Origin of the sequence: Bacillus sp. LB7, from assembly GCF_030449715.1 — a bacterium.
Classification (GTDB): Bacteria; Bacillota; Bacilli; order Bacillales; family Bacillaceae; genus Bacillus; species Bacillus paralicheniformis.
Window position 1 is genome coordinate 163,209 of sequence record NZ_JASGCA010000003.1, and the last position, 23,236, is coordinate 186,444.

The 23,236-nt window shown below is 41.5% G+C and carries 21 protein-coding genes and 1 pseudogene; 4 read left to right on the forward strand and 18 right to left on the reverse strand.

The genetic code is table 11. The features are described 5' to 3' along the window. Positions 1–204: 204 nt before the first annotated feature. From QMZ64_RS05680 to QMZ64_RS05765, 18 genes and pseudogenes are all read right to left on the reverse strand, one after another. On the reverse strand, positions 205–747 hold the full coding sequence (locus QMZ64_RS05680; RefSeq protein WP_265625287.1) for a hypothetical protein: 543 nt from the start codon (positions 745–747) through the stop codon (positions 205–207). Positions 748–765: 18 nt separating this feature from the next. Further along, positions 766–1,755: a choloylglycine hydrolase family protein gene (locus QMZ64_RS05685; protein WP_265625286.1), complete on the reverse strand. Its 990-nt coding sequence runs from the start codon at positions 1,753–1,755 to the stop codon at positions 766–768. A 214-nt stretch (positions 1,756–1,969) separates the two neighbouring features. Then, positions 1,970–3,208 carry an OLD family protein gene (locus tag QMZ64_RS05690; RefSeq protein WP_301441177.1) on the reverse strand — a complete coding sequence of 413 codons (1,239 nt, stop codon included), beginning with the start codon at positions 3,206–3,208 and terminating at the stop codon, positions 1,970–1,972. Continuing rightward, entirely contained in the window at positions 3,201–3,980 is a 780-nt protein-coding gene (locus QMZ64_RS05695) for an OLD family protein (RefSeq protein ID WP_265625284.1), read from the reverse strand. Before QMZ64_RS05695 ends, QMZ64_RS05690 begins: the two co-directional genes overlap by 8 nt. 337 nt (positions 3,981–4,317) lie before the next feature. Beyond that, positions 4,318–5,733: pseudogene (abnB, locus tag QMZ64_RS05700) on the reverse strand (arabinan endo-1,5-alpha-L-arabinosidase AbnB). A gap of 113 nt (positions 5,734–5,846) precedes the next feature. Next, the gene (locus QMZ64_RS05705; protein ID WP_265625283.1) at positions 5,847–7,292 is read right to left on the reverse strand and encodes a DEAD/DEAH box helicase; all 1,446 of its coding nucleotides are present in this window, start codon (positions 7,290–7,292) and stop codon (positions 5,847–5,849) included. Between the two features lie 212 nt (positions 7,293–7,504). Continuing rightward, positions 7,505–8,125: a hypothetical protein gene (locus tag QMZ64_RS05710; RefSeq protein WP_301441178.1), complete on the reverse strand. Its 621-nt coding sequence runs from the start codon at positions 8,123–8,125 to the stop codon at positions 7,505–7,507. Beyond that, positions 8,115–8,720, reverse strand: a complete 606-nt coding sequence (locus QMZ64_RS05715; protein WP_301441179.1) for a hypothetical protein — start codon at positions 8,718–8,720, stop codon at positions 8,115–8,117. Before QMZ64_RS05715 ends, QMZ64_RS05710 begins: the two co-directional genes overlap by 11 nt. A gap of 267 nt (positions 8,721–8,987) precedes the next feature. After that, entirely contained in the window at positions 8,988–9,593 is a 606-nt protein-coding gene (locus QMZ64_RS05720) for a hypothetical protein (protein ID WP_301441180.1), read from the reverse strand. Positions 9,594–9,611: 18 nt separating this feature from the next. Next, positions 9,612–10,391 (reverse strand): hypothetical protein, encoded by a 780-nt coding sequence (locus tag QMZ64_RS05725; RefSeq protein ID WP_301441181.1) that lies wholly within the window; start codon positions 10,389–10,391, stop codon positions 9,612–9,614. Positions 10,392–10,405: 14 nt separating this feature from the next. After that, entirely contained in the window at positions 10,406–11,998 is a 1,593-nt protein-coding gene (locus QMZ64_RS05730) for a ribonuclease YeeF family protein (protein WP_301441182.1), read from the reverse strand. A 17-nt stretch (positions 11,999–12,015) separates the two neighbouring features. Beyond that, on the reverse strand, positions 12,016–12,285 hold the full coding sequence (locus tag QMZ64_RS05735; RefSeq protein WP_044789527.1) for a YwqI/YxiC family protein: 270 nt from the start codon (positions 12,283–12,285) through the stop codon (positions 12,016–12,018). A 9-nt stretch (positions 12,286–12,294) separates the two neighbouring features. Further along, on the reverse strand, positions 12,295–12,687 hold the full coding sequence (locus QMZ64_RS05740) for a DUF5082 domain-containing protein (RefSeq protein ID WP_265625277.1): 393 nt from the start codon (positions 12,685–12,687) through the stop codon (positions 12,295–12,297). A gap of 789 nt (positions 12,688–13,476) precedes the next feature. Next, positions 13,477–14,778 carry a pyrimidine-nucleoside phosphorylase gene (locus QMZ64_RS05745; protein ID WP_265625276.1) on the reverse strand — a complete coding sequence of 434 codons (1,302 nt, stop codon included), beginning with the start codon at positions 14,776–14,778 and terminating at the stop codon, positions 13,477–13,479. 30 nt (positions 14,779–14,808) lie between these two features. After that, the gene (locus tag QMZ64_RS05750; protein WP_301441183.1) at positions 14,809–15,990 is read right to left on the reverse strand and encodes a NupC/NupG family nucleoside CNT transporter; all 1,182 of its coding nucleotides are present in this window, start codon (positions 15,988–15,990) and stop codon (positions 14,809–14,811) included. Between the two features lie 81 nt (positions 15,991–16,071). Next, positions 16,072–16,743 carry a deoxyribose-phosphate aldolase gene (gene deoC / locus QMZ64_RS05755; protein WP_265625275.1) on the reverse strand — a complete coding sequence of 224 codons (672 nt, stop codon included), beginning with the start codon at positions 16,741–16,743 and terminating at the stop codon, positions 16,072–16,074. A gap of 125 nt (positions 16,744–16,868) precedes the next feature. Next, positions 16,869–17,807 carry a DNA-binding transcriptional repressor DeoR gene (locus tag QMZ64_RS05760; protein WP_265625274.1) on the reverse strand — a complete coding sequence of 313 codons (939 nt, stop codon included), beginning with the start codon at positions 17,805–17,807 and terminating at the stop codon, positions 16,869–16,871. 35 nt (positions 17,808–17,842) lie between these two features. Beyond that, entirely contained in the window at positions 17,843–18,004 is a 162-nt protein-coding gene (locus QMZ64_RS05765; protein WP_265625273.1) for a hypothetical protein, read from the reverse strand. A gap of 353 nt (positions 18,005–18,357) precedes the next feature. Here QMZ64_RS05765 and QMZ64_RS05770 point away from each other — a divergent pair, with 353 nt between their 5' ends. Genes QMZ64_RS05770 through QMZ64_RS05785 form a run of 4 tightly spaced genes read left to right on the forward strand, consistent with a single transcriptional unit; the run spans position 18,358 to position 23,235 of the window. Next, positions 18,358–19,440 (forward strand): lipoprotein YdaJ, encoded by a 1,083-nt coding sequence (locus QMZ64_RS05770; protein ID WP_265627884.1) that lies wholly within the window; start codon positions 18,358–18,360, stop codon positions 19,438–19,440. Then, entirely contained in the window at positions 19,421–20,260 is an 840-nt protein-coding gene (locus QMZ64_RS05775; RefSeq protein WP_265625272.1) for a diguanylate cyclase domain-containing protein, read from the forward strand. Before QMZ64_RS05770 ends, QMZ64_RS05775 begins: the two co-directional genes overlap by 20 nt. After that, complete coding sequence (locus QMZ64_RS05780; RefSeq protein ID WP_301441184.1) at positions 20,250–21,980, forward strand: DUF2334 domain-containing protein; 1,731 nt, start codon at positions 20,250–20,252, stop codon at positions 21,978–21,980. The genes QMZ64_RS05775 and QMZ64_RS05780 overlap by 11 nt, the downstream gene beginning before the upstream one ends. Further along, positions 21,973–23,235 carry a glycosyltransferase family 2 protein gene (locus QMZ64_RS05785; RefSeq protein ID WP_065643512.1) on the forward strand — a complete coding sequence of 421 codons (1,263 nt, stop codon included), beginning with the start codon at positions 21,973–21,975 and terminating at the stop codon, positions 23,233–23,235. The genes QMZ64_RS05780 and QMZ64_RS05785 overlap by 8 nt, the downstream gene beginning before the upstream one ends. Position 23,236: the final 1 nt, after the last annotated feature.

Below are 23,236 nucleotides of genomic sequence, written 5' to 3' on the forward strand. Positions count from 1 at the left end.
AAAACCTAAATTACGCCGGCTTGACTGGGACGATGGTGTCCCCGAAAGCTGTACGTAACTTAGGTTTTGCCTGCAAAAGCAGTAACAATCCTTAAGAAACTTGTTGATATTAGTTTGTAACTATACTGTAGCACCTGTTTTTGTTCATGTCAACGCTTTCATTACAAATGTCTCATAAAAACCAGAATACATGAAAACTAAAAACTAAGACTTTATACCTTTATTTCTATGTTTTCTAGCTTTCGCCGCCTTTTTCATAAGCAATGCGGGGTTTCGCCTTGCTTTCCTTCGCGCTGCCGGCTGTGCAACTGCGTCTTTCGGTTCCTGCTGCTTATGAAGAATGAATCCGGCAGCCATGAACGGAATCCCTGATAAGTTTGTGAAAATGTTTTTAATGCCCATCGCTAAAATAAAAGATCCCCATGGAGAAAACGGCTCTTTTTTGATTTTCACGTAAGCCGTGATTTCCAGGGCAATAAAAATGACCGACTGTACTAATATCACAATCAACAAGCACAAAATGAACAAGAGAGCCAAATTAAACAACGTGCCTGAGTAGATCATCAACTTCAGCGCGGCCACGAAAGTACCAGCCTCCATATATCCGTCCGTGACATTCGGATTCCAAACGGCATAAACGTCAAGCTGATGTTTGAAATGAAAAAATAAGAATAATATAAACAACCAATAGATGCTATGTAAACAAATGCCTAATAAAATGAGTCTGTTTGCTGCTTTGTTTTTCAATGTTGTTCCTTCTTCCGTTTATGATTGAAGAGAATGAACCGTCTCTTCCTGCTTTGGCTGAAACGCCTTTAATTCGTTGCTGTTCAGGTCTTCCTGTAATAAGCAAACCTTTTGAATCTGCCTGTTTTGATAATGGTGAAAATAGTAGCTGCACGTCTCGCTGCACATCACCGACGTATATTGGGTATAATCGTCTTCGCCATTGTCAGTCATGACAATCCCTTTGGGAATATTCATATTGGAGAGAATATGAAACGCGGCAGAAACGCCTTCTGTTTCATTGGACACAGGCTTCATGTGCTCTTTCAAAACTGCTGCCCTGACAAAACGGGATGGCGGTGTAAAGTCTCCCGGCAATCCGGACAGCCCGGAACCTTGACCAAAAGCCGACAGCGTCATGTCTCCCATCTTCTTCGCGGCAAACTGTCCCGGCTGAAGACCGATAAAATTGCGCAAATTGGTCAAATGCCATGGAAAATCCGGACTGTTCGTCAGCACGCCGACCGGATTATCATGAATTTGAATGCCTCCGGCCGCCGGTTCAACAACGATGCTCGCACCTGAGCGGTCCGTTAATAGCCAATGAAGCGGCGTCACCGTACTGAGCAAGCTGACCTCTCTCTCAACAATGTTGACGGAAACAGCCGCTTTTTTCACTTCCTCCAAATCGCCGCATTCCGACAGCACCCATGTCACAAATTCGTGCGGCGCAAGATTGCGGCAGTGCTCTTTAGTCTCGCTTTCATACACAGCATAACCCGGGAAATAAAGCGCCGCGCAAGACAATCCTTTTTCATTCACACCATCGGCAAACAGCGCATTATTGAGCCTTCTGCCCATCCCGATAAACGCATACCGGCCGGCATGCTCGCTGCCGTCTGCTTCACTTTTCCATTTGTAGCGACGCGGGTGTAACAGCACTTCCCCGTTAAGCTCAAAATCAAAATCCATCGTCCTCGCCAATAAATGCTCCCGACCCGCAGTCGTCAACGTGATACTTGTACACATTGCGTCTCATCCTTTTTGTTTGATATTACACTTCGTGAACTATTTTATGTTATCGAATTGGAAAAGATTCGTCAAAATGTTGCTTTAACTAGATGAAATAACCACAAAAAACCTTGATTGCCAAAATAATAGCAATCAAGGAATTAAATGAATTCAATATCTTTTTTATTTCAACAGATAATTTGAACTTAAAGGAATTTTAAGAAGCCATTTTCTAACTGACTGTTATCATCGATTCTTCAAAATACTCTATAATTTCAATGGCTAATGCATGTGTTATATTTGTAGATTGAGACTCCTGACTGTATTCTTTTGCTACAAGCATTTTAATTTCGGGCTTCTCTAGGAAAGAAACTAACTCATTCTTTCTTCTATATGCTTCATTTCCATTGGGTAACAACAATGAATTGTCTCCGCTTATTTTTGAAAATTTCTTTTCCCTATTGAGTTCATAATTATTAAATAAGTCTATAATATTACTGTCTTGGCTTGACAAAATTACTGTTTTTATTGAATTATAATAAATTTGTGGATCAAGACAGTCTTCTATCTCTGTTTTTTCATAAATGGTTCCTTGTTTTGCAACGTCTAATAATTTTATAACTTCTTCATTATTAGATTTAAACACCTGCAATCGTCTTAAGGATATAGGCATATCTTTTAAATTTTCAAATTTATAATTCATTTTAGTCTCATCTGTATCGATAATGCAAAGAATCTTTCCTTTAAACTCTTTTCTCTCTTTCTTATCTATAAGAAGTGGATTAAGTAAAAGGTTGAATAACTTCACAACATTTCCACAGCCGCCAACTGGTAGAATTCTGTATTCTTTATTTTCTGGTAATATTGTGTCTAGATAAATTTTATCGTCTCCACCCTCACATATTATCCAATTACTATGAATTTCATTTGTTTTTATATAGCTTAAGATACTAGTAGCCAAATCAAACATACTCTTCAATTCTACATCTTCTGGAAAGCTTCTTTGATTATCCAAGTAATTAAAAAAGCTATATTGGTTTATTTTTAAATTATCAATACTTTTTTCTAAATGTATTAACTGCCCCTTAGTTGTTATAGGTAAAAAACCATACCAATGTGTTGTAATTATTATCTGGCTATTAAATTTATTAGCTAAATCCTCTATTCTAGTAAATTGAGCAAAGCAGTTTGCAACGTTTAATGAAACTTCTGGTTCATCGATAGCTAACACGATTTCTTTTTCCTTTTGATTAAAGTTAGAAAGAAAAGCATATGCTATGTCTACTAAAGCCTTTCTCTGTTCTCCAGAACTTAATTTTGAAATTTCCCGTTGATTATGTCTTAATGACTTCTTTAAAAAATAAGCTTCAAGTATTTTATCTCTTAAATCAGTCCTTGTTAATCGTTTTTTATAATTTGCACTAACCCCATAATCATACCTTGTATCAATACATTTTATTTTCTCACTCATTTATTTCATCCATAAACTCATCAAGATTTTGATTTATAAAACTTAAAAAATTAATATTTCTACCTTCAATATTTAATGGTTGTTCAATAATTTTATCTACTAACTCTAGTACATCCCTACTCATCAACTTTTGCATTTGTTCCGCTTCAATTTTAAGTATATCATTTGCTCTTTGTTCTACTGAAATATAAACATAAGAGTAGTGTAACAAAATCATTTTCCTGATTTTATCCATCCTCTTTTCCGAATCTTCAATTAATTTTCCTAAGTACCCTTGAAAGGGATTTAAGGTAGTTTTCCCATTACTTTTAACACCTATAACTAATAGATAGTAATCTTCTTTATACCTATCCTCTAATTTTCTTTTCATTTCAAAAAATTTATCTATATGCTCTCTACGAGAACTACCTCGTACAATACCATCTAAATTACCCCATATATAGTCGCTTATTTTAGTTAGATCAGCTATTGTATTTTTAAATTCATTTATTTCTGCCCTATTAAATCTATTATGATTCTCAAACCTTGCATTAAACTCTTTTTTATTAATCAAGAAAACCGGAGAAATATAGACATCATCCTTTTTTGCTCCTTTATAAACATTCCACTCTCTATTATTGAAGAAAACGTCTATTGCTTCTAAAATTCCACTTTTCCCAACTCCATTATTGCCTATGTATACTGTATATTTATCCTGTAACCCTATAGTAATGGGAACAAAATAAGCTTTATTATATGATTTGTAACCATTTATAAAAGATGATATTAACATAGAACTTAATCGATCCCTTCAAAAATATATTGTATTTTTGTTTTCAAATATCAAACTCTATCAACTTATCGATTTTCCTAAAAACAATACGAACTATTTTCAGTAACCACCCAAAAAATCACACTTCTTCCATTAAAGCCAAGTACATCTATATTATCGGTTGTTTTTCTTTATATTTCAACTTTAGTTTTGTTTTAAATAATTTTTACAGCTGTATGTAATTATAGGCCTGCCAACAAAAAAAGGGTGGTGTTAAACCACTCCTTCCTTTTTATATACTGTCCTGTCGATAAAGCTCTCTAGATTAACTTTTAAAATTGTTTCGCTCAATTTTATATTAATTTTGCATGTCACTACTCCCCCAAACCGCACCCCCCTCACGAGACAACGCACTAAACGTCATCACCTTCCGCTCAGAAGCCGCATCCCACTGACGCAAAAACACGTCATCGTAGGTTTTTCCGTCGATCTTGAGTTCTATTTTGTTATGTCCTGTTTTCTTCCACGTTCCGTCTACTGCGCCGGTTATTTTGCCGTTTTGATTTAAGCGGATTTCTTTCGATTCTTTAATATCTGCGGAGATGTCTTTGCCATGACGCACCAATTCGTAGGCGCCAATCACATCTGATGTTTTCACCTTTTCGAGCTTCTCTCCGGCATAGCGGTGAGGGGCGGCAACCGGCCAGCCTTGTTTGTTCATCAACAGTTGGTGGACGCGGACTTCGTGCTCCTCGCCCCGTCCCGGAAAACGCGTGTGGAAAATCAGATAAGACCCGCCGCTTTTTTCGTCGTAAAAGGCAGAGTTATGGCCCGGCGACACATAGCCGTTTTGATTGCTAAATGAGAAATTTCCCATCAGTTTGACACCGTACGGTTCAATTGAACGATCGTCAAACAACGTTCCTTCTTTGCCGCGGACGTCAATCATCGCATGGCCTTCTGCGTCATAATAAGGGCCGTCAGGGCTTTTTGAGCGGGCGACACGAATGTTGTACCCTCCGTCAGCGGCAAGCCCTCCGAAGGACATGTACAGGTAGTAATACTGTGTTTCAGGATTGTAGAGAATGTATGCGCCTTCAATCCGGCTGTGATTGCCGCCGATCAGCTTTTTGCCGTACCCCTGTCCCGGAAGCGGAAATCCGGTTTTCTTGTCCATTTCTAAAATAAAAATTCCGCCGGAATAGGAGCCGTACACCATCCACAACTATCCTTTTTGATCAAAGAATGTGTGGGGATCGACGACATTTGGGTGCTTTGTCGCGTCATAAGGCGTCCCGTCATTGCTGATCCCATCCATTCCCGACTTTAGGAAAATGCCTTTATTTTTGTATGGGCCTTCAATGTCGTCTGCGACAGCAAGTCCGAGGGCAGATCTCGGAGAATCCCCGCGGCAGGCGTTGTAATACATATAAAACTTGCCATCCTCAAGCTGGGTGACATCAGGTGCCCACAACGTATCAGATTCGGCCCATTCAAAGGTCTCTTTTAATTCTTCATATACGTTCGGAATCAGGGGATTCCCATTGTGGACACTCAAGGAAATTTGCGTCCATTTCATGAGGTCCGTCGATTTGGCCGAAGCTAAATGGGAGCCGAACACATAGTACGTGCCATTCGCTTTGATAATGGATGGATCGTGAACCGTCACTTCCGAAAATACAGGTTTTTGAGTTTGTGCGGAGGCTTGATTTGGCGCGAAACATGCAGCCATGATGAAAAGCAATGCAAGGACTTGAATGAAACACTTTTTCATATTTGGTTCTCCTTTCCTTTGAAATGCTTTCATTTTTTGACAATCCATCATATGTTGCTTATCCAAGGTTTATTACGAACAAAAAAGCTCCCGACAAAGTCGGCAGCCTGAGATTATTCCCTCGCTTTATGCACTTTCAGCAATTTCCCTTTCACAGTCGTGTTTTTCATCGCAGCTAAGACGAGCGGCCCTTTGCCGTTTAAAATTTCAACGAATGAACCTTGCTCTTGTATCGTGATAATCCCGATATCCTCAGCGGAGACGCCGTCAATTTTAGCAATCGTTCCGACGAAATCAACGGCTCTCAGCTTCTTCTTTTTTCCCCCGTTAAAGTAGAGCCTCATGATTTCTTTATTTAACGGTTCGCTCTTGTCCTTTTTAAGCTTCGGCTTCCTATTGATTTTCTTTTGAAACGCCGCTTTTGCCTGTGCAATTTCTCCTTTTGACGGCGCCTCAATCATAGGAATGGGAAAGCCGATATAGTCTTCAATCTCAGCGATCATCCTTTTTTCACGCGGACTGGCAAGAGTAATCGCTTTTCCCCGGCTTCCGGCTCGGCCTGTTCTGCCGGTACGATGCACATAGCTTTCTTGATCTAATGGCAGCTCATAGTTGATGACATGTGTGATGTTCTCAATGTCGATACCTCTTGCCGCCACATCTGTCGCGATTAAATAGCGGAACGCTCCCCGTCTGAAGCGATTCATCACGGCAAAACGGTCCTCCTGCGGCATACCTCCGTGAATTTTAGCGCACGGATAACCCAAACCGGCTAAGCGCCGCTGCAACTCATTCACTTGCTCCTGTGTGCGGCAAAAGACGATGCAGCTGTCCGGGTTTTCAACAATGATCAGATCCACTAAAAGCGAAAATGGATCATTTTGATTTACAATGATCAGTTGATGCTCGATGTCTGCAGTTGTCATACCGCCTGCTTTAATCTCGATTTTCAAAGGGTCTTTCATATACTGAAGAGATAGCTGCTCCACATCCTCCGGAAAAGTTGCGGAAAACAGCATCGTCAGCTGTTCTTCAGGCAAATGGCGGATGATCGCTCCCACTTGATCGATAAATCCCATATTCAGCATTTCATCGGCCTCATCAATGACAAGGTATTTCAGTTTTTCTAATGGAAAGGTTCCTTTTTCAATGTGATCCAATACGCGGCCCGGCGTCCCAACAACGATATGGCATTTTTGCTTGAGCTCCGTTTTTTGCCGTTCAAAGGACGATTTCCCGTAAACAGCCGCTGCTTTTATTCTTTTATAGCGGCCGATGTTCGTCAAATCCTCCTTAACCTGAGCGGCAAGCTCGCGCGTCGGTGTCAAAATCAAGGCTTGCGGTTTGTTCTCTTCCCATTCGGTCAACTCGCAAAGCGGAATTCCGAACGCGGCCGTCTTCCCGCTCCCCGTCTGCGATTTCACAACAACATCCCGCTTTTTAAGCGCCGCGGGAATCACCTCGCTCTGCACCTCGGTCGGGTGCTTATACCCTAAATGATCGAGCGCTTTCGTAATATCTCCGCTTAATGCATATTCTTTAAAACTGGCTTTGCTCATGTATGGACTCCTTTTGGTCATATGATTTCCAGTGAATGATGGTGTTATGAATGTGATTATACGCGAATCATGACTGATTTCAAAAAGACATGAAAAAGAGGCTGCAATCAGTGCAGCCGTAAGAAACACCCTAATCAACTTAAAAAGCTGTTAACAACAAAAAAATTGCTTCTCAGCCAAAAGAAACGACTGTTTTACATTCAATTGCTCCTTTAAAACATTGAAGAAATCAAAAATATATTTATGAGCAAAACAATTATAAAAATAATACCCAATAACCGTTGCAACAGAAATGGGAGCCGGTATAAAACAACTTGAACCTCATAGTTAACCGACCATGCGAAAAACAAAAAATACCGGAGCAAATCGCTTATCCACCCATTCGGTGCTTCATATATATTGTATTCATATATTTTTAGTACCCATGAGGGGGCAATTAAAGAATATATAGCCATTATTAAGTTGACACTTAATGAAATATAAAGCAATGAACTTGGAAAAGGTACCATTCCATTTAATGCATAACTAAAAAAGATACTTATGAAAAGAAATACTAAAATACCTTGTGTCACATTTGACTTCTTAAGTATCCTTTTTCGTGGGCTAGTATATTGCTTTTTTGTTTTAGTACCATACACCAAAGAAAGTAAAATTAAAAAGCATTCAGAAAATAATTCAAACAAGAATAGTGAAATGCCATTCTCATATTTATTCCAACATGATAAATTGGTCAGTAGAAGAGCCGCAATCAACAAAAGAACTGCATTGCTTCTAATCCAAAAATAACAACTTTTTTTAATAGAAAACATATTTATTTTTCCTTTAGTTTTCAAACACTGATAATGCTCCAGCTATAGAACAGATTAGCACTAGAATAAAAACTATTCCTAATATCCGCTGCAGTATAAACGGAAGACGTGCCAAAACTTTTTGAACTTCATAATTTAATGAAGATACCAAGATAGCCACATATCTAAAAAAATCAGGTATTAAACCCTTTGTTTTATCATAAACATTTGATTCATATAGCTTAATAACTACCGTAGGAAAAAGTAAAGAAGCGAAGGCGAAAATCATATTCACAATTAAATATACTATAAGAATTGAACTCGGATACGGAATACTACTTGATAATATAAAACCGAAAAACAAACTAAAAATAGAAAAAACAGATAGTCCTACGATAATATTTGATTTTAATAATGTTGTTTTAAAGCTTTGACGTGCTTTTATCTTTTTTGTTTGAAAACCATACACCAATGCAAGTATAATCAAAAACCATTCTGCAATAAAAACAAATAAGAAAAACGAAGTTCCACTTCCATTGTTATTCCAATACGGTTTGTTAATTAGTAAAAGCGACGAAAAAAGTAAAAGCACCACATTGCTTCTCAACCAAAAAAAGAAATTTTTTTTAATTGAAACCATCTATTAAGATCTCACCTTTTTAATTATTTTAAAACATTGAAGAGATCAAAGATGTGTTGAAAATAAAATAATGCTTATCATACGTTGAAGAAAAATGGAACACAGCTAATACTGCTTGCACCTCATAATTAGAGAGGAAATATTGTCAGTTATTCCATTAGACTTTGCAAAAAATAGGCCTTTTTTAATTGAAAACATAAAGTGTATCCTTTCTGTACTTTGAAAAAGAGGCTGCAATAGACGCAGCCGCAAGAAACACCTACAATATCAATTGTTTTCAAAAATTAATCCGATCATAGTAAGCTCCCACAGCAAAACTGCGATGAAAATGACGCCCAATAGACGCTGTAATACAAAAGGGAGGCGGGCTAAAACGATTTGGACTTCGTAATTTATTGTCCAAGCAAAAAATAAAAAATAACGTAATAAGTCGTTTATAAGCCCATTTGATTCTTCATAAATACTAAACTCATATTGTTTAATTACCCATGAAGGAAAAAGTAAAGAAATCGCTGCCATAATTACATTAATAAGTATAGAAGCATAAAATAATGAGCTTGGAAATGGCATATGCTCTCCCAAGGCAAGGGCAAAAAAGATACTTAAAAAAATTAACACAATAATGCCATGCACAAAATTTGATTTATTAAAAGCCCTTTTTCTCTGGCTAAGAATTACTTTTTCAGTTTGAAAACCATATACCAGAGAAAGCAAAATGAGAAAAAATTCTGCAGTGAAAACAAACATAAAAAACATAACATTGGCGTCTTTTTCCCAATAAGGTTTATTCATCAACAATAAAGCAGTTAACAACAAAAGAATAAAATTGCTTCTTAGCCAAAAGAATCGGCTTTTTCTAAAAGAGAATATCATACATAGAAACCCTTTCCATTAAAAATCATAAAATTCATTCATTGTATCTACTATTTTTTTAAAGTATTCGTTGACTGCCACCGGTTGAAGATATAGTGAACCGTCTTTTTTAATATTCTCATAATCTAAATGCCAAATGAAATTATCACTTCTTAGTAAAAACGCAACTTGTTCTAATCTTGTTTGGTTTTGAATATAGTCACTTTCTACAAAAGAAATATTATCGAGCTCTTGGTTGTTTGCTAAAAAATCAAAGGAAAATTGACTTATAGTCGGATGCGTTTTCGGGTCTTCCGCCATTCTTTTAATAACGTCAGCTTCAACCTCGTGAAACTCGTCAAATGAATCTTCATCCATTTCAAAAATTTCATGTTCTGGTTTTTTATCTGTATATGAATGATAAAATGTTTTCAACATTTCTAAAAACAACTCTCTGCTTCTTAAAATCGAAAAACTATGATTTTGATTTTCGATCTCCTGCACAATGAGTTCATCTTTTTGAACATGGTGTACAATCAGCACCCTTTTCCGATGGATACAGCGAACTTTTCGCTTTGATTGAATGAGTAAGTGAATCAGGTTTTCTAACCCTTTTTGTAAATTAGATTCTGTTTCATCAGCCCAATATCCTCTTTGTTTTAAAAGATTTTCGGCTTGAATTGAAAATGGTTCAATATCTTTTTCATTTTGAATCAACTGCTGATCATTAATAATATCCTCAGCAGCTTTTTCATATCTGCACAATAACAATGCGGCAACAAGTTCATTTGTTGTTAATATAATTTTAGAGTTTAACATTACACTCCTCCTTATTACCTGAACCAACTAGTGACAAATTCCTTTGCACTTGAAATTCCGTCTGAAATTGTTTCTGCAGTCTCAGATGCCTTTTGACTAATCCATTCACCTGCTTCTTTTCCTTTATCCTCTAACCAACCTCCGGCTTCCTCTCCCCATTCTTTCACAGTATCACCAGAAAATACAGATCCAACTATACCCACACCAGCTCCAATTGCCCCCCCGATAAGAGTGCCTGGCCCTGGGCATACCAACGAACCTAACCCTGCACCTCCTACAGTTAAGCCTGCTACTCCAGCATCCATTCCCAACCCTGCTGCCACACGTCCAGATTTCTCATATAATGACTTACCCTGATTATCATCACTAAAAAATTCAGCCGAATTAGTTAGAAATGAAAATGCAGTTCCAAAACCAGGAACCCTTTTAACTAACTTTCCAGGAGCTACTTCATCCTTAAACTTCCCAAGAGTCCCTTTCACATCAACCTTAGTCTTATAGCTCTTCAGTTCCTCTGGCTTATGCTTTAGGAAACTTTGGCTTTCTAAAATCTTTTCATATGATATTCTTGTTGTGTTAGGCCCCAATCCAACAATCTTTCTCAAAAGGCCGCCTGGTTTATTTTGAAATTTGCCGAGCCATTTTTTGATTGGTTTGCTTGAGTTTGGATCGCCTTTTTTCAGGATGTTGTAAACAAACTGAGCCACCTTGGAATCGTATTTTCCGTTAGCTCCCTGCGTCCATTTCGGAGAGGCTTTCACGCGGAAGTTTCCTTTTCCGTCTTTTTCAAGCTCAATCATTTTCGTCGCCAGTACATTCACGGCTATGACGCCTTTTGTTACGGCCAAAGCGCCGTTTCCTGTACCGATTAAATCGAGCCATTCAGCGATTCTGCCCATCATTGTCGGATCGTCTTGTTTTTCTGCTAAATCAACGGCTTCGTCAATCATCTGTTTAACGACATCTGTTTCAGAAAAGTAGTTTTCAACCTCTTTAATCGTTTTTTTAGATAGGATCGCGCCTCCCTTTGACCAAGTGTTCACCTTTTCAGTGAGCTTGGATAGCTGAGCGATCGAATGTGACGATTGTTTTAATATAGAATTAGTATCGCGATCAAGCTCTTTTAAATCAGACACTGTGTCGTTCACATGTTTTTTTGCTTCGGAAATATGCTCATTAAATGATGCCAAAGAGATAGATCCGCCCCCAATCAAGTGGCTGATTTTATCAAATTCGTCATTAATCGAATCAACCGTATCATTCGTTTGACGTTTCAGTTCTGTTAAGCCCTTTTTGACATCATGCGTCAGAAATTCTTCTTTTACAAAACCTTCTGTTGATTCATAAGTTCTGATTTTTGCTTTAATATCTTTTAAATTCTGTATGTATTGATCAATAAAGTGCTGAAAATAAAGCAGCACGGGAAGATGAAGAACCGAAAAGTGTTCTTTGATCGCATTTCCGCCTTCTCCTTTTAATGCATCATCAAGCTCTGCAATTTTTTGTACACTTTCCCTTATGGCATTGATTTCTTTTTCCTCTTGCTTTTTTTCCTTAATCAATTGGTCTATCGCGTCAATGACTTCAGAGACATCTAAAACTTTCAAGAGAAAACCAGCCCTCCTTATTTCATTTTTTGAGAGATGTTTTTATCAGTATCAATCAGGACTTTAATGTTTGACCATGCGTCCTTTTCAACTGAAGATAGCGCCTCCTTGTATTTTTTTAATAGCTGCTCGTATTCCTTTTCGATTTTTTTTATTTTGTTCACTACATCCATTGAAGAATTAGCGATATCGGCTTTTGAACCTGATATCGAAAGTGCGCTGATTTTTGTCTGAAGGTTTGAAAACGCCGTTTTGACTTCTTCTGCTTTTACCTTTATTTCTGCCATTCTTTCACCTCAATGATTGACTTGTTTTTTTATATCTGTAAGCTGTTGTTTTTGTATGCTTAGAAACATCTCCATATTAGAGATTTGCAGTTCAAGATTTTCAATCTCCTGTTCAATATGTGAAATCAGACCATCTGTTTGTCTCTGTATATTTTGATAGCTGTGTGCAATATTTGATCTAATATTGATAAATTGATTTGTATGTCTTCCATTCCATATATGCGAAGTGATATCTGGTTGATTGATGAGAGTAGCATTGTTTGAAAGGGTGTGAAGTTCACCGGTAATAGCTGTTTTTGCTTTTTTCAGTTCAGCGATTTTGCTTTGTGTATCCTTTATATTGTGAGATAAAGAAGAAATATCTTTTTCCAAAGAAGCGATTTTAGCAGCATGGTTTGACATGTCGGGTTCACCTCGTTTTTCAGAAATAAAAATCCGCACGTTACTATTCGCTTATTCCCCTGTATTTCCGTTAGGTATATTGTTGCTTTATGGGTGAATCTAACGTTCTTATAAATCAGACCATTTTCATATTACAATATCATCCAAATTAGGTAAATAGGATAATGGGCTTGGTTTTCTTGGATTTTCTTCAATTGATCCATTCAAGCTTCGCACAATGTTCTTTGAAATAGCGTCAGGTGTTTAGTTCAAATGCCTTCCTCAAATCTTGCGACATCAAACAAACAGCACTCACCCAAGGTTTTCTCAAACTATTCGTTTTAAAAACCACCGGATTTTCCGGCAGTTCCCTTTTAACTGCTCCATTTCCTGAATTTTTTGAAATATATACAAAAGGAAATGATTCCGCCAATTATACCTGTCAAAATTGCCAATATGAATGAAATAAACAACAAACCCAAATACCCCCATCCCAGCGCTTCATCCTGGGATGGTTCGCCCGTCACAAAAGATTGCATATAAAAATGCGACAGTATGGCATATAGGATAAATGAGCATATACCAATAAGGATAAAGATTAAAACACTAATACCAAAAGATACCAGAATTCGTTTGACCACGTTTAAAAAAACCTCCTATTTATCTATACCTTTCCGTCCATGTAAAAAGATGACACGTAAGACATATTTCATGCTACAAGAAAGATTAAAATAGGTAAATGAGAAAAAAGGCCCGCATGAATATAAAAACAGCACACACCCAAGGGTATGTGCTGTTCTGCATGTTCTTCTATTCAGTAATCACCGTATGCACGAGCTTCGGCGCTTCGGCTTTTTCGGAGATTTGGATGTTGTCGTAGACTTTTGCGATGACGTCATCGACATTTTCGCGGTTTGCGTATAGAGTAACCAATGGTTCGCCTTTTTCGACTGCGTCGCCGACTTTTTTGCGGAGCATGATGCCGACGGCGAGGTCGATTTTGTCTTCTTTTGTTGCGCGGCCGGCGCCCAACAGCATGGCCGCGACGCCGATTTGATCGGCGACGATTTCAGACACGACGCCCGCTTCTTTGGCATGAACGTCGATTTTATAGGCAGCCCGAGGCAGCTTTTCGGGGTTATCCGCGACAGAGCTGTCGCCGCCTTGGTTCTGCAGGAAGTCCTTGAATTTTTGCAGCGCTTTTCCGTTTTTCATTACATCGATCAGTTTCTCTCTTGCTTCGTCAAGAGTCTCTGCTTTTTTGGCGAGAACGACCATTTGGCTGCCCAATGTTAAGACAAGCTCAGTCAAGTCTTCCGGACCTTCCCCTTTTAATGTATCGATCGCCTCTTTCACCTCAAGGGCATTCCCGATGGCAAATCCGAGCGGCTGGGACATGTCGGAGATGACAGCCATCGTTTGGCGGCCGACATTGTTTCCGATGCGGACCATCGCTTTCGCAAGGTTGACGGCGTCTTCATCGGTTTTCATAAAGGCGCCGGCGCCTGTTTTGACGTCAAGGACAATCGCGTCCGCCCCTGCGGCGATTTTCTTGCTCATAATCGAGCTGGCAATCAGCGGGATCGAATTGACCGTGCCTGTCACATCGCGAAGGGCGTACAGTTTTTTGTCAGCAGGCGTCAAGTTTCCGCTTTGGCCGATGACGGCGACCTTGTCGCGGTTGACGAGCTCGATGAATTCGTCTTTAGAAAGTTCCACGTGAAACCCTTTGATCGCTTCGAGCTTGTCAATTGTTCCCCCTGTGTGACCAAGTCCGCGGCCCGACATTTTGGCGACCGGGACGTCGAGAGCTGCGACAAGCGGCGCAAGTACGAGCGTCGTCGTGTCGCCGACGCCTCCAGTTGAGTGTTTGTCGACTTTGATGCCTTGAATCGCGGAAAGGTCGATCGTTTCGCCAGAGTTGACCATCGCCATTGTGAGATCGGCCCGTTCTCTGTCCGTCATGTCCTGAAAATAGATGGCCATCGCCAGAGCGCTCGCCTGATAGTCTGGAATGCTGCCGTCTGTGTAGCCTTTAATGAAAAATTGAATTTCTTCTGTTGTCAATTCTTCTCCATTTTGTTTTTTAGTGATGATATCAACCATTCTCATTGTGATCACCAGTCCTTTTTTCAATGTTTATCAATAGATCAATCCTACAACGGTCGCTGTCAAGAAACTGACGAGCGTTGCGCCGTACAGCAATTTCAAGCCGAAGCGTGCGACGACGTTTCCTTGTTTCTCATTTAGTCCTTTAACAGCGCCGGCGATAATACCGATCGATGAGAAATTGGCGAATGAGACGAGGAAGACAGAAACAATCGCTTCGGTGCGGCCGCTGAAATGGAAGCTGCCTTGTGCGAGAGACTGCATCGCGACAAATTCATTTGAGACCATCTTGGTTGCCATGATACTTCCAGCATTCACCGCTTCATGCCATGGAATACCCATCAGGAAGGCAAACGGCGCAAAAATAAATCCGAGCAGTTCCTGGAATGATATGCCTAGTGCGGCGCTGAAAATGCCGTTAATCATTGCGATGATCGCGACAAATCCGATCAGCATGGCGGCCACGACGACGGCGACTTTAAAGCCATCCATAATATATTCGCCCAGCATTTCAAAGAAGGATTGTTTTTCCTCTTCCTGTACCTCTACCATATCATGTTCTCGATCGACTTCATAAGGATTGATAATCGAAGCGATAATAAATCCGCCGAATAAGTTCAAGACGAGCGCGGTGACAACGTATTCTGGCTTCAGCATCGTCATATAGGCGCCGACGATTGACATCGAGACGGTTGACATCGCTGAAGCGCACAGCGTGTAAAGTCTGTGCTTAGGCAGCAGGCCCAGCTGTTTTTTTAACGAAATGAATACTTCAGATTGCCCCAGTATCGCCGAGGCCACGGCATTGTATGACTCAAGTTTGCCCATCCCGTTGATTTTGCTAAGCGCAAGACCAATATATTTTATAATAAACGGAAGGATTCTCCAATATTGCAGAATACCGATTAAAGCAGAAATAAAAACAATTGGGAGAAGCACGCTGATGAAGAATGTGGATTCATTCACATTCACCAGCCCGCCAAAGACAAAATTGACACCTTCTGCGGCATATTCAAGCAAATACCCGAAGCCTTTGGCAAACCCGCTGACGAGATAGTTTCCGACGCCCGTGTTCAGCAAAACATATCCCAATGCGAATTGCAGCACGATCATGACGATAACCGGACGGTACTTCACTCTTTTCTTTCCGCTGCTGACCAGCCATGCAAGCCCTAAGACGACAAATAAACCGATGAGCCCGATAAGATATTTCATGTTTTGATCCTCCTGGCGATGTATTCGCTTACATTTTTGTATCTGCGCGCAGGAAGCTTTCGCTTCCCGCCACGCTGGATCTTAGTAGTTATCTTCATTTTTTCCTTCTGCTCCGCTGACGATGGAAACGCCTGCGCTTGCACCAATCCGGGTCGCTCCGGCTGAGATCATGCTTTCAACATCCTCTTTTGTTCGAATGCCTCCGGATGCTTTGACACCGATGTCAGGTCCGACTGTTTTCCGCATGAGGGCGATGTCTTCCGCTGTCGCTCCGCCGGTTGAGAACCCGGTTGAAGTTTTGACAAAGTCGGCACCGGAAGCAACAGCCAAGCGGCAGGCCCGCTCTTTTTCTTCGTCTGTCAACAGACACGTTTCAATGATGACTTTAACAAGCGCTTTACCTTTTGCGGCTTCAACGACCCCGCGGATGTCCGCTTCGACAAAGTTATCGTCGCCGTCTTTTAATGCGGCGATGTTGATGACCATGTCCACCTCTGTCGCGCCTTTTGCGATAGCGTCTTTCGTTTCAAACGCTTTTGTCTCTGTCGTGTTGGCGCCCAGCGGAAAACCGATGACTGTACAAACATCGATTTCCGTTCCTTTCAGCTCTTTGGCGGCGAATTCAACCCATGTCGGGTTGACGCAAACTGAAGCGAATTGGTGTGTTTTCGCTTCTTCTATTAATTTCTTAATCTCGGATTTTTGTGTATGCGGTTTCAATGCTGTATGATCAATGAGATTTGCAATCGTCATATACTAGCACTTCCTTTGTATAAGATAGTTTCAGCATAACCGATTTTTGAACAGATGTAAATTATCATATGAAATTTTGTTCAATAGAAAATAAAGTAAAATCCAGGCTGTTCTTCCTGGACACTTTAATCATCTAGCAGTTCTTTCGCCGTATGCTGATCAATAATCAGCACATTAGCATACTTGCCTTTTAGTGCACCATGAATAGCGGATTTTTTCCGGCTGCCGCCCGCTACGAGAATCGACCGTTCTTTTTCCCTCAAGTCAGCCAATTCAATGCCGATCGTCCGCGAGTCGATAGCATGGCTGCAAATGTTTCCCTCCGCATCAAAAAAGCGCGAACAAATATCGCCGACTCCACGTTCTTTCAGAAGGGCTTTTTCCTCATCATGAAAATACCCCAGCCTGAACAGCAGGGCTTCATCACGGACTGTGCCGACTGTAAATAACGCAATGTTCGCCTGTTTGCCCATTTCTATGATCCGCTTAATGTGCCTGTCCCGCTCTACCATCTGTTTGACTTCCGGATTGTCAAACACGACCGGAAGCGGCAAATACCTCGGCATCGTTTGAAAGGCTTCGGCAAACAGCTGAATCGTTTCAGACGAATAGGTGTTGACACTGGAGTGGCTGATTCCGCCTTTCAGTTGGACGACCTCTGCGCCCTTCACCTGTTTGGGCTGCATATTTTGGGCGATTTGGTACATTGTCGTCCCCCAACTGACGCCGACAATGTCGCCGTCCTTGACTGCGCCGTGCATGTATTCGGCCCCGAAACGGCTGAGATAATGCGTGATGGTCGTATAATCCGCAGTCGGCGAAAAGACAACATGCGCTTCAAGGAGCCCGTATTTTTCCTCAAGCATCGCACCGAGCGCATCCATATCTTCAAACGGATCCATGACGCGAATTTGGACATACCCCTTTTCCTTGGCGAACTGCAGCAGCCTTGATACCGTCGGTCTTGAAATCTGCAGCTGTTCGGCGATTTGCTGCTGGCTGTAGTCAGACTGATAATAGAGCCTCGCAGCTTCAATGCTCAATTGCTGTTTTTCCTTGTCCATCACGTTCCTCCCCTTTAGTAACGCTTTAACCCATATTATATAGGTTCATGCTCCATCTCATCCAGCTGAATTGCAAAAAGACGCCCCGTATGCCGCCCATGCGACACCACATATGCCCATGTCATGTCTTTATCCGTTATATATGCATCTTCTGCTGCTGTCAGTTCTTCAGCTTGTTCAAGGCATACTGGCGTCATCCGAGTGCTGATCAAACAAAAGGCAAGCGTGCTTCAGCTGCGCCTGTCCGCCGGTAAAACACGGTTTCATCTCATAGCTGAATCAATCCCTCACCAAGATTTTTTCTGATCACTCTGGTCTCACACAGGCTATCCATTCACGTCCTCCATTCATTTCTTTTGGTATTTCTCGTGAAAATCAATACAAAAATCCTACTATTGCTGGAAAAACATTTTATTATTGGACTTACGACCTCTTTTTGGATAGTCCAAAAAGATCAAAAAATCTAGCAATCTCCATTTTTTCATTTATAATAAATAAGTCAAAATCATTCTCAAAAAAACATCCGGGGTGATCTATTGTGAAAGCACCCATGAGGTATATATGGATTGGTGTGATCCTGTGCTTTTTATCCGTCAGTCTGGCCGTCGGTTGTATCAAAGCTGAAGATCAGCCAGATGACGACAAAAATAATGAAGCGCTGCAGCCTGCCGAACACTTCGTTTACCATCATTTAATGAGCGATCAGGGGCTGATCAAAACCAGCTTTTCTGACGAGCCTGTTTACTTGTCGGAATCGCTTGGCTTGTGGATGGCGTTTTTGATCAGCAAAAAAGACGGCGAGCATTTTCATGAGCAATATCAGCACTTGACCGAATCCTTCCTTATGAAAAACAACCTGGTCTCATGGCAAATCCAAAACGGCCAGGCAAGCGGGGTAAACGCCTTGATCGATGATCTCAGAATCATGGTGAGCCTCGATCAAGCGGCAGCTCTATGGGGAAACAGCGAGTATAAACACACCGCTCTGAACATCGGTTCCGCATTAAAAACACACAACCTGAACAACGGGATATTGACGGACTTTTACGACTCCGCCTCCCAATCCGCATCAAAGGATGTCACGCTTTCCTATATCATGCCAGATGCGCTATCCGTCTTGAAAAAAAACGGAGTGATAGATAAGGAAACCGAAAGGCGGAACGCCAACATTCTTTACCGCGCCCCTTTGAAAAACGGTTTTCTCCCGAAAGTGTACAGTACAGAAACGAAAGCATATACCTATGACCATGAAGTCAATCTCATTGATCAGCTTTACACAGCTTGGCATTTACCGCCGAAGGATCAAAAAGCCGCTGTATTAGCGGATTGGCTCAAACAGACGTTTCAAACCGGCGGCAAACTGTTTGGCCGGTACTCGATCGATACAAAAAAGCCGGCGGTTCAATACGAATCTCCATCCGTCTACGCGTTGGCGATATTGTTTTTCATCAACCAAAACGAAGATCAAGACGTCATCAAAGCGCTGTATGATCGAATGAATGATTTTGAAATTCTTGATTCGTCCGCGACGTATTATGGGGGATATATGAGCGGAAATGATACGCATTCTTTTGATAATCTGCTGCCCCTATTAGCCGAAAGGAAGCTTTTAAATGATAATATCATTCAATGATTCGCAAAAAATGTTCGCTTATATGACGGGGCTTGCAGCAGCTCTTGCGTTGTTCATTCATTATGTCTCAGCCCCGCAGTCCGAATCCATTCTCATCATTTGCCTCACACTTGCCATCATCGCAGCGGGAATATGGCTCGGATCGATTTACGCACTGTCTGGGACGATCATCGTCCTGTTTGTTCTCGGAACTTTGATGATGTTTCTTCACACAGACGCTTCGTCTGAAACGGAATTGCAAACCCTCGTCATCTGGGGAATAGCGCTTTTGCTGTTCTCCTTCATGTCAGGGAGAATCCATGACATCGCGATCGGACTTCACCGCTCTGTCAAACACCTTCAAGACGAGATCAATAGCTTCGTTGCAATTGACAGGGTGACAGGCTTTGATAATAAACAGAGGATGAAGCTGGAGCTCTCGGAAGAAATCAAGCGGGCGGAGCGGTATGGCAACTCGTTTGTTTTTTTACTGCTTCAAATGCATTATTTCAAAGAGTTCAAATCCCTGTACGGAGAAAACGAAACCGACCGTCTCTTTCAATTTGTCAGCAGTCAAATCAGATCATGTGTCCGGGAAACGGATAAAAAATTCCGTCCCGCCGAAGAGCGGTTCGGCATCCTGCTGACACACACGCCTGTTGAACATATGCCTGCCGTCCTTGAAAAACTGAAGAAACAGCTGGACACATACCAGCTGAAAAACGGCAAGTATGTCACCTTGACCTTCCACGTGTGCCACTTATCATATCAAAACGATTTAAAGACTGCTGAGCAATTTTTAGAAGAACTAGAAAACGAGATGATGATGAATGAACTGTAAGCGGATATTACTTCTATACGCGGCTGTACTTATCCTGGCTGCGGCTTTTCATGTTCCGGACACCGCCGAGGCAAAGCAGCAGGAGCGCGGCATTCTCATCGTCTATTCAACATTGGATGGCAAAAAATCAGCCGATGTGAAAATGCTCGACCTTATCGCCGGACATTTTACATCCCGTGTGACCGTTGTAAATGATACGGATGTCAAAGCTGCGGATCTGGCAGGAAACGACCGCGTCATCTATTACGGACAAACGAAAAGAAAGCTGAACAAGAAGCTCGCGCAGCTGATCAGCTCTTTCCAAAAACCTGTGACAGCGATCGGCTTTAACGCCGGGCAGTTCAGCCAATTTGCAGATCTTTCGCTGAAAAGCGAAGACAATGTGTATCAGATTCGCAGCACAAATGAGGAAAACGATACCTCTTTAGAAAGCGGAATTCGTGTCCTCGAGGTATCGGGATTGAAGGGAAAAGCGTTGTACACATACAAAGCTGACGACGGAAAAGCTCACCCTTTCGTATGGAAAACCGGCAAAAGTAACGTGTACATCGGTTTAACCGATTTGCTCAACAACAACCTCCTCGCCGCTAAGCAGCTCAGACAGGCATTTGGTGAAACCCCGGACAGCACGCTGTTATATTTGCGGCTTGAGGATATCAGCCCAATGTCGGATGAAAAACTGCTGCTCCAAGCCGGGGCTTATCTTCATAAACGAAATATTCCATTTATCCTTTCTGTGATTCCGGTATATGTCAATCCTGAAACGGGCGACAAAGTCTATATGTCTGAAAAACCGAAGCTGGTCAAAGTGCTGAGGAAGCTGCAGGATATGGGCGGCAGTGTAATTGTTCACGGGTATACCCATACATACCGCTACAGCGAAACCGGTGAAGGATTCGAGTTTTGGGATGCTAAAGCCGATCAGCCGATCACATCGCAAAATGCGCAAGAGCCCGCGACCCTTTTGCAAAAGGAACAAAACTTTCCAAATGAAGAAGCATATCAAAACTATTTGAAGCCGTTCAGAAAAAATGAGGAAACGTACACGCGGCAGAAGCTGACGAACGCTATTGAAGATCTCACCGCGGAAGGGCTGTATCCGCTCGCGTTTGAAGCGCCGCACTATACGATGTCAGAGCACGGCTATCAGATCGCCTCACAGTATTTCACAAGCTTGTTCGGCCAGGTTCAGCTTAGCGATACAACATGGAAAACATCAGGCGCCGGTCCTTTTGTTACGAATCCGGCTATGCTCCATGGGATGACGCTCTATCCCGAGACCATCGGCTATGTCGATCAATCGGATCAAAATCCGCTCGGCAAAGTCGAGGAACGCATCTCTCAAATGATCGATTTTGAAGGCGGAGTAGCCGGCGCATTTTATCATCCTTACCTTGGAATGAAATATCTCCCTGAGCTGGTTGATCAAATGGAACGCATTCCGAACAGCGAATGGCTCGATGTTAAAAAGACAAAGCAAACCGTTAAAACAGATAAAGTGGAAATTCACACAAGCGGAGATGGAACGATTCAAGTAAAAAGCAAAGTCAGCGCCATTGAAACGTTTTTCGATCATCACCAGCAAAGCCCGCTGGAAAAGGCGCTTTGGATTCTCTCTCTTATTGTACTCTTGTTTGTCGTCATGTTTGTGAGCTATACCCTTTACTTGAGAGCCACATTAAAAAAACGAATCTTTAAGGAGAGAAAAAAACGTGGGTAATGTTCTGTTCCTAGTCTCGTTAAGCTTAATATGGGTCATGCTTCTGTATCACATGTTTCTGATGCAGGGCGGATTCCGCCACTATATGACCTTCGAACGGAACATTCCGAAGTGGAAAGAGAACGTGAAGGATCTTCCGAAGGTCAGCGTTCTGATTCCGGCGCATAACGAAGAGGTCGTGATTCGGCAAACCCTGAAGGCGATGGTGAATCTTTATTATCCGAAGGATCTGCTAGAGATTATCGTTATCAACGACAATTCATCCGACCGGACGGGCGACATCGTAGATGAGTTTTCCAGACAATACGACTTTATTAAAATGGTCGTGACCAAACCCCCGCATGCCGGAAAGGGAAAATCGACGGCGCTCAATTGCGGTTTTGCCGAATCAAGCGGGGATGTCATTTGTGTATATGACGCCGACAACACGCCGGAAAAAATGGCGGTTTATTACCTTGTCCTCGGGCTCATGAATGATCAGAAAGCCGGAGCGGTGGTGGGAAAATTCCGCGTTATCAATGCGGCGAAAACATTGCTCACAAAATTTATTAACATCGAAACGATTTGTTTTCAATGGATGGCACAGGGCGGGAGATGGAAATGGTTCAAAATCGCCACGATTCCCGGCACCAATTTTGCCATCAGGAGAAGCATTATCGAACAGCTGGGTGGCTGGGACGATCAGGCGCTTGCCGAAGATACCGAGCTTACGATCCGGGTCTACAACCTCGGCTACCACATCCGCTTCTTCCCGGCGGCCGTCACTTGGGAACAGGAGCCGGAAACGTGGAAAGTCTGGTGGCGTCAACGGACAAGATGGGCGCGTGGCAACCAGTATGTCGTTCTGAAATTTTTGGCTCAGTTTTTCAAGCTGAAGAGAAAACGGATTATTTTTGATTTGTTTTATTTCTTTTTTACGTATTTTTTGTTTTTCTTTGGCGTCATCATGTCAAATGCGCTTTTTGTGATCAATTTATTTTATAATCTGCACCTTTCATTCGGTTTTTTATCTATCATCTTATGGGTTTTGGCTTTCTTTCTATTTATGACGGAGGTCATGATTACACTGAGCATCGAAAAAACAGAAATGAACAGGCAGAACTTTTTCATCGTTTTTCTGATGTACTTTACATACTCGCAGGCTTGGATTGCGCTCGTGATTTATTCTTTATTCGTAGAAATCAAGCACCGTCTGTTCAAGCAAGAGGTTAAATGGTACAAAACAGAACGATACAATCAAAAGAAAAGCGGGTGAC